General features: G+C 64.4%; 5 protein-coding genes. 3 read left to right on the top strand and 2 right to left on the bottom strand.

Annotated elements, in window-relative coordinates; genetic code table 11:
• Window positions 1-64 precede the first annotated feature (64 nt).
• Entirely contained in the window at window positions 65-379 is a 315-nt protein-coding gene (locus C3418_RS24130; protein WP_139127970.1) for a hypothetical protein, read from the bottom strand.
• Between C3418_RS24130 and C3418_RS15660 the strand changes: the two genes are divergently transcribed.
• Window positions 365-2509 carry a TonB-dependent siderophore receptor gene (locus tag C3418_RS15660; protein ID WP_069785648.1) on the top strand — a complete coding sequence of 715 codons (2145 nt, stop codon included), beginning with the start codon at window positions 365-367 and terminating at the stop codon, window positions 2507-2509. The genes C3418_RS24130 and C3418_RS15660 overlap by 15 nt on opposite strands.
• A gap of 38 nt (window positions 2510-2547) precedes the next feature.
• Window positions 2548-3360, top strand: a complete 813-nt coding sequence (locus C3418_RS15665) for a siderophore ferric iron reductase (RefSeq protein ID WP_181023110.1) — start codon at window positions 2548-2550, stop codon at window positions 3358-3360.
• A gap of 73 nt (window positions 3361-3433) precedes the next feature.
• Here the strand turns inward: C3418_RS15665 and C3418_RS15670 are convergent, their stop codons facing one another.
• Window positions 3434-4369, bottom strand: coding sequence for a LysR substrate-binding domain-containing protein (locus tag C3418_RS15670; RefSeq protein ID WP_103858846.1), 936 nt, complete (start codon window positions 4367-4369; stop codon window positions 3434-3436).
• Window positions 4370-4530: 161 nt separating this feature from the next.
• Here C3418_RS15670 and metE point away from each other — a divergent pair, with 161 nt between their 5' ends.
• On the top strand, window positions 4531-6795 hold the full coding sequence (gene metE, locus C3418_RS15675) for a 5-methyltetrahydropteroyltriglutamate--homocysteine S-methyltransferase (RefSeq protein ID WP_160839232.1): 2265 nt from the start codon (window positions 4531-4533) through the stop codon (window positions 6793-6795).
• Window positions 6796-6965 lie beyond the last annotated feature (170 nt).

Below are 6965 nucleotides of genomic sequence, written 5' to 3' on the forward strand. Positions count from 1 at the left end.
CGCCTCATTTATCAATAGCGATTGACCAGGATCAACAAGGGGAGGGCACACACGACCATACTTGTCAGATGAGTGTAAATATGGTGGTGAAAATGCCGCCATGTTCTGAATATGTGATGGCTACTCGCCGGTTGACGATGCAAGTGAAGGCGGTGACCTTCATCAGGCGGCCATGATGGACCCTCTCAGAGAGCCTCGACGACGTTGCCATGTTGCCTCCGATAGGAGATGGCGTGCCTGCCACCCTCGCTTTTCCCGCTTCCCCGCCAACATGCCCCAAATTGTTAATATCGGGGCAAAATAGAACAATAAAATGCAAATGATATTTGTTACTATTCACATGCAGTAAGTAATCGAGGATCAGATGCAGCTTGTTCACCCCCCTTTGACCCTGGTCGCCGTGACCATCTCCACCCTGCTTGCAGGCTCTGTGCAGGCCGCCGCGCCCGACAGCCAGGATACGGCCACCGCCGACGAGACCCTGACCGTGCTCGGCCAGACCTATCGCAACACCGCGACCAAGACCCGGCTCGACCCCATCGAGACGCCCCAGGCCATCTCGGTGGTGGATGGGGAGACCCTGTCGCTGCGCGGTGTCAGTTCGGTGAGCGAGGCGCTGCGCTATGTGCCCGGCGTCAACACCGAGCTGCGGGGCGGGGCGGTCAACCGGCTGGATCTGTTCAACATCCGTGGCTTTGACAACTACCAGAACTTCTATGACGGCCTGCTGCTCCAGTACAACGACTGGAACCTGCAACCCCAGATCGATCCGGTGGCCATCGAGCAGCTGGAGGTGTTCAAGGGGCCGACATCGGTGCTCTATGGCAGCATGCCCCCCGGCGGCATGGTCAACCTCATCGCCAAGCGCCCCCAGCGGGAGAGCAAGCACAACGTGAGCGTGGCGACCGGCACGGGCACCCTCAAGGAGATGACCCTCGACAGCACCGGTGCCATCAACGAGCAGCTCGCCTATCGGCTGGTGGGACTGGCCCGGGAGAAGGATGGCCAGGCGGTGACCTCGAAGGAGGAGCGCTACGTCTTTGCGCCGTCCCTGGACTGGCAGCTCGGCGAGCGTACCCTGCTGAACCTCAACCTTTACTACCAGAAGGATCCCGAGGCCGGCATCTACACCACTGTGCCCGCCAGCGGCTCGGCCAAGTCCAACCCCCTGGGGCAGCTTGGCAGCGACACCTTCCTTGGTGACGAGAACTGGAACGAGTACAACCGGGACGTGACCCTGCTGGGCTACAAGCTGAGCCACGACTTCAACGAGCGCTGGCAGGTGCTGCAAAATGCCCGCTACATGGATGCGTCCGCCTATCAGCGCAACACCTACAACGCGGCCCTGGCGGCGGACAACCGCACCCTGGCCCGCAACGCCTATCTCACCGATGAAGACTCTCGCGGCGTTGTCATCGACAACCAGCTGGCGGGCAAGGTGCAGACGGGCTCTGCCCAGCACAACCTGCTGCTCGGGGTCGACTACCAGTACCTGGATGCCCATATCCTCTACCGGGATACCCTCGACTACTCGGCGCCCAGCATCGACATTTTCAACCCGAACCATAGCCAGATAGTCCCAGAGGCACTCACTTTCAACTACCAGGATAAAAAGGTGATCCGTCAGTCCCAGACCGGCGTCTATCTGCAGGATCAGGTGCGCCTCGATCGGCTGGTGGCCATCGGCGGCGCCCGCTACGACCGCTACCGGATGGACACCGACAGCCGGACCCTCTATCAGGGGGCGGACAGCCAGTCCCTGGCCCACATCGATCAGGACAACCTCTCCTTCCGCGTCGGCGCTCTCTATGAGCTGGATGGCGGCTTCTCCCCCTATGCGAGCTATGCCGAGAGTTTCGAGCCGGTGCCGGGGGCGGACAAGCAGGGCCAGGCGTTCAAACCGGCGACCGGTCACCAGTGGGAAGGGGGCGTCAAGTTTCTCTCCGATGACATGAGCAAGACGGCGACCCTGTCGGCGTTCCACATCACCAAGAAGAACGCCCTGGTGACGGATCCGGACAATGTCTACGGGCCCAAGCTGCAGACCGGGGAGACGGTCTCCAGGGGCATCGAGCTTGAGGGGAGAGCCGATCTCACCAGCCAGCTGGATCTGGCCCTCAACTACACCCTGATGGACATGGAGATCACGCGTGACACCACCACGCTGCAGGGCAAGACGCCGGTCTGGGTCCCCAGACAGATGGCGTCGCTGTGGAGCAACTACTACCCCGGCGGCAACCTCGAGGGGATGCGAGTGGGCGCCGGCCTGCGCTACGTGGGGGAGGCCGAGATGGATGCCGCCAACACCGACAAGGTACCGGACTACCTCCTGATGGACATGTCCGCCTCCTACGATCTCGCCGCCCTCAGCGCAAGCCTGAAGGGAGTGGGGGTATCGCTTGGCGCCAGCAACCTGTTCAACAAGACCTACTACTCCTGCTACGACCAGAACAACTGCTGGTTCGGGGCCGAACGAAGCGTGGAGGCGCGACTCAAATACGCATTCTGACCTTGCGCCCCGGCACGCGCCCGGGGCCCTTTCAACGAATGGGCGAGGAGAGGGGGCGCGGTGTGCCGCGCGGCCTTGGCCGGGAGAAAGCGGACGCGGAACGCGCCCTCGTCTCGGATCACCAGGCCCTGTTCGCGGCGGCGGCCAGCCTGATCCCGTCCCTCAAGGGGAACCTGGTGGCGGTCGGTGACGTGCGCCCGCCACTGACCGATGCCACCGGAGCAACGTCGGCCGAGGTGGCCGCAGCCCTCCATGCGCACTGGCAGCAGGCACACCCGGAGGCGGGGCCCGCCTACTGGCTCACCCGCAGCTGGGGCATGCTCTGCTGGCAATCCATCTATCTCGCCATGGTGGCCGTCTACCGCCATCAGGCCGTGCCTGCCCTCGGCAGGCTGGGACAGGGGCATGAGGCCGGCGTGGTGTCGGGCTTTACCCTGCCGGCCGAGTCCATGATCAGAGGGGAGGTCGGCGTGTTGATCAAGACGGCCGGGGAGCGACTCCAGGCGCACTGGCAGGGGCAGTTCACCCTCCTTGGGACGGCGCAGCGGCTGCGCCCCGGTTTCGTGCGCCCGCTCCTGGCGGACGATCTGCTGGCGGCCCTGGTGCGGGTACCCGATTTCTTCGGGGAAGTGAGTCGGGAGGAGGTGAGGGCCCATGCCCCCCTCTGGCTTGAATCCTGTGGCCTGCCGTCGGCACATCTGACGGGCTGGCGCGAGGCGGGGCTGCCCCGGGACGAGGCCTTCCCGGGCTATGTGCGTCAGCGCTGCTGCCTGCACTACAAGCGCCGGGATGGGGAACTGTGTGGCAACTGCCCGCGAAGGCTGGGTGGGGCGAGGGGTGACGAGTGCTGATGCCCGACTCTTCGTCTTCGCGGGCAACCCGTGGTGAAAGCCGCCTGATCCTGGCGGCTTTTTTGTGTCCGGCTTACTGGGCCGCCATCCGGGTGCGGATGCGCTCGAACAGGCTCTGCAGGCAGGCCTGATCTTTGTCGGCGGCGCGCACGGCGCCATACATGTGGCGGCGAATGCCCTCCCCGAGAGGGCGCGCCTCAAGCAGGCCCTGGCGCACGAACTCCTCGCTGGCCCAGCGGGGCAGGGCGGCGAGCCCGAGCCCGGCGGCGGCCATCTGCAGCATGACCGAGGTGTTGTCCACCGGTTTGCAGCGGGCGGGCTCCACCCCGGCCGGTTGCAGGAAACGGCTGAACACGTCCATGCGCGCCCGCTCCACCGGGTAGACCAGCAGTACCTCCGGTCGCAGATCGTCCGGTGCGATGCGCCGCTGCTGGCAGAGGGGGTGATCCGGCGCCATCACCAGGGTGAGATCGAAGGCGAACAGCGGCTCGAAGTGAAGATCCCCGCGGGCCTGCACATCCGAGGTGAGCAGCAGATCGAGCTGGCCGCCAAGCAGGGCACTGATGGCATCGAAACCCGGCACCGACTCCACCTCCAGATCCACGCCGGGCCACTGGCGGCGAAAGTCCGGCAACAGCGGGAGCAGCCACTGGATGCAGCTGTGGCAATCGAGGGCCAGATGCAGCCTGCCCGCCTCGCCGCTGTGCAGGGCGACCAGCTGGCGCTCGGTCTGGGCCAGGGCGGGCAGCACCTGACGGGCCAGGGCCAGCAGATGCTGGCCTGCCGCCGTCAGCACCAGAGGGCGGCTTTTTCGAAGAAACAGCTCCAGATTGAGGCGGGTCTCCAGCTCCTTGAGCTGGTGGGAGAGGGCGGACTGGGTGAGGTTGAGGGTGAGCGCGGCCCCGGCCAGAGACCCTTGCTCGGCCAGGGCGCTGATGGTCTTCAGGTGTTTGAGATCGATGCCCAGATTGCTGCTCTGAGGGGGGCTGGATGGGGTGGGCGTGACCATGGCACTGCTCCTTTGTGCGTCAGTTGAGAAATTCTTGAGAGCCAGTTGAAGAGGATTCAATAGCCAAGGCCACCATATCTTGTCATTTTGGATGTGTAAACATCTGGATGGCCAAACAATCCAGATCCTCATCAGATAAACGAGCATAAGGAATGGAACCTATGACCTGCGCACACACCCTGGGCTTTCCCCGTATCGGCGCCAAGCGCGAACTGAAATTTGCCCTCGAATCCTACTGGCGTGGCGAAACCACCCAGGCCGAGCTGGTCGCCGTGGGCAAGAGCCTGCGTGAGCGCCACTGGCAGGCCCAGCGTACCGCCGGGGTCAACCTGCTGCCGGTGGGGGATTTTGCCTGGTACGATCAGGTGCTGGGTACCAGCCTGCTGGTGGACGCCGTGCCTGCCCGTCACCGCCACGGCGACACCGACCTCGACACCCTGTTCCGGGTGGCCCGTGGCCGTGCGCCGACCGGCCCGGCGGCGGCCGCTGCCGAGATGACCAAGTGGTTCAACACCAACTACCACTACCTGGTGCCGGAATTTTACCGTGACCAGCGCTTCAAGCTGGGCTGGAGCCAGCTCTTTGACGAGGTGGAAGAGGCCAAGGCCCTTGGGCTGCCGGTCAAGGCGGTGTTGCTGGGCCCCGTCTCCTACCTGTGGCTTGGCAAGGAGAAAGAGAGCGGCTTCTCCCGCCTCGAACTGCTGGATCGCCTGCTGATCGTCTACCAGGAGATCCTGGCCAAACTGGCGGCCCAGGGGGTGGAGTGGGTGCAAATCGACGAGCCGGCTCTGGCGCTGGACCTGCCGGACGAGTGGCGCCTGGCCTACCTCAAGGCGTATGAGCGCCTGAGCGGCCCCTGCAAGCTGCTGCTCACCACCTACTTCGGGTCCGTGGCCCATCAGCGGGACATCATCACCAGTCTGAAGGTGGACGGCCTGCACCTGGATCTGGTGGCGGCCCCCGAGCAGCTCGAGACCCTGGTCCCGCACCTGCCGGCCCAGTGGGTACTCTCGGCAGGTGTCATCAACGGCCGCAACGTCTGGCGTGCCAACCTGGCCAAGCTGGCGCCGACCCTCAAGGCCTTGAAAGAAAAGCTTGGCGAGCGCCTCTGGGTGGCCTCCTCCTGCTCCTTGCTGCACAGCCCGGTGGATTTGACCCTGGAGCACGAGCTGGATCCCCAGACCCGCAGCTGGTTTGCCTTCGCCCTGCAAAAGTGCTATGAGCTGGGGCTGCTGTCCGACTACCTGGACGGTGGCGCCCTGGACAAGATCGAGGCTTACAGCCAGCCCATCGTGGATCGGGAGTCCGACAGCCGGGTTCACAAGAAGGCGGTGCAGTCACGACTCGCCAGCCTGACCAACAGTGACTTCGATCGCCAGAGCGCCTACCCGGTGCGTGCCGACGCGCAGCGCTCGGATCTGAAACTGCCGCTCCTGCCCACCACCACCATCGGCTCCTTCCCGCAGACCTCTGAAATCCGGGTGCTGCGCCAGGATTGGCGTGCCGGGCGCATCGATGACCAGGCCTACGAGGCGGGCATCCAGGCCCAGATCAAGGATGCGATTGAGCGCCAGGAGGCCATCGGGCTGGACGTGCTGGTGCACGGCGAGGCCGAGCGCAACGACATGGTGGAGTATTTCGGGGAGCTGCTGGACGGCTTTGCCATCACCCGCTTTGGCTGGGTACAGAGCTATGGCTCCCGCTGCGTGAAGCCACCGGTGATCACCCGTGACATCGACCGTCCGACCCCCATGACCCTTGAGTGGACGAAGTTTGCCCAGAGCCTGACCGACAAGCCGGTGAAGGGCATGCTGACCGGCCCCGTGACCATTCTCTGCTGGTCCTTCCCGCGGGAAGACGTGAGCCGCGAGCAGTCCGCCCTGCAGATTGGCCTGGCCATTCGCGACGAGGTGGCTGACTTGGAAGCCGCCGGCATCAAGATCATCCAGATCGACGAGCCGGCGATCCGCGAAGGGCTGCCCCTGCGCAAGCAGGATCACCAGGCCTATCTCGACTGGGCGGTGCGCGCCTTCCGCCTGAGCGCAAGCCCGGTGGTGGACAGCACCCAGATCCACACCCACATGTGTTACAGCGACTTCAACCTCATTATCGAGGCGGTGGCGGCGCTGGACGCGGATGTGATCACCATCGAGACGAGCCGCAGCCAGATGCAGTTGCTCGAAGCGTTCGAGCGCTTCAACTACCCCAACGAGATCGGCCCGGGCGTCTACGACATCCACTCGCCGAACGTACCGAGCCAGGGCTGGATTGAAGACCTCATCCGCAAGGCTGCACAACAAATCCCGGCAGACCGGCTCTGGGTGAACCCGGACTGCGGCCTCAAGACCCGCGGCTGGGAAGAGACCACCGCAGCCCTGAAGGTGATGGTCGATGCGACCCGGGCGCTGCGCGCCGAGCTGGCCTGAGGGCTTCCATTCACCCGGACGAGCGCCCGGTGAGTGTCACCAAGACGAGAGAGGGAAGGCGACAGCCTTCCCTCTTTTTTGCATGGCCGCTCCCTAGAGGCTGTCCCTTTTACACATCTGACGCTCACCACGAGGAGGCCAGTGTGTATACGGGGAGGGGGCGTTGAAGT

The organism is Aeromonas sp. ASNIH8 (genome assembly GCF_002919855.1).
Classification (GTDB): Bacteria; Pseudomonadota; Gammaproteobacteria; order Enterobacterales; family Aeromonadaceae; genus Aeromonas; species Aeromonas caviae.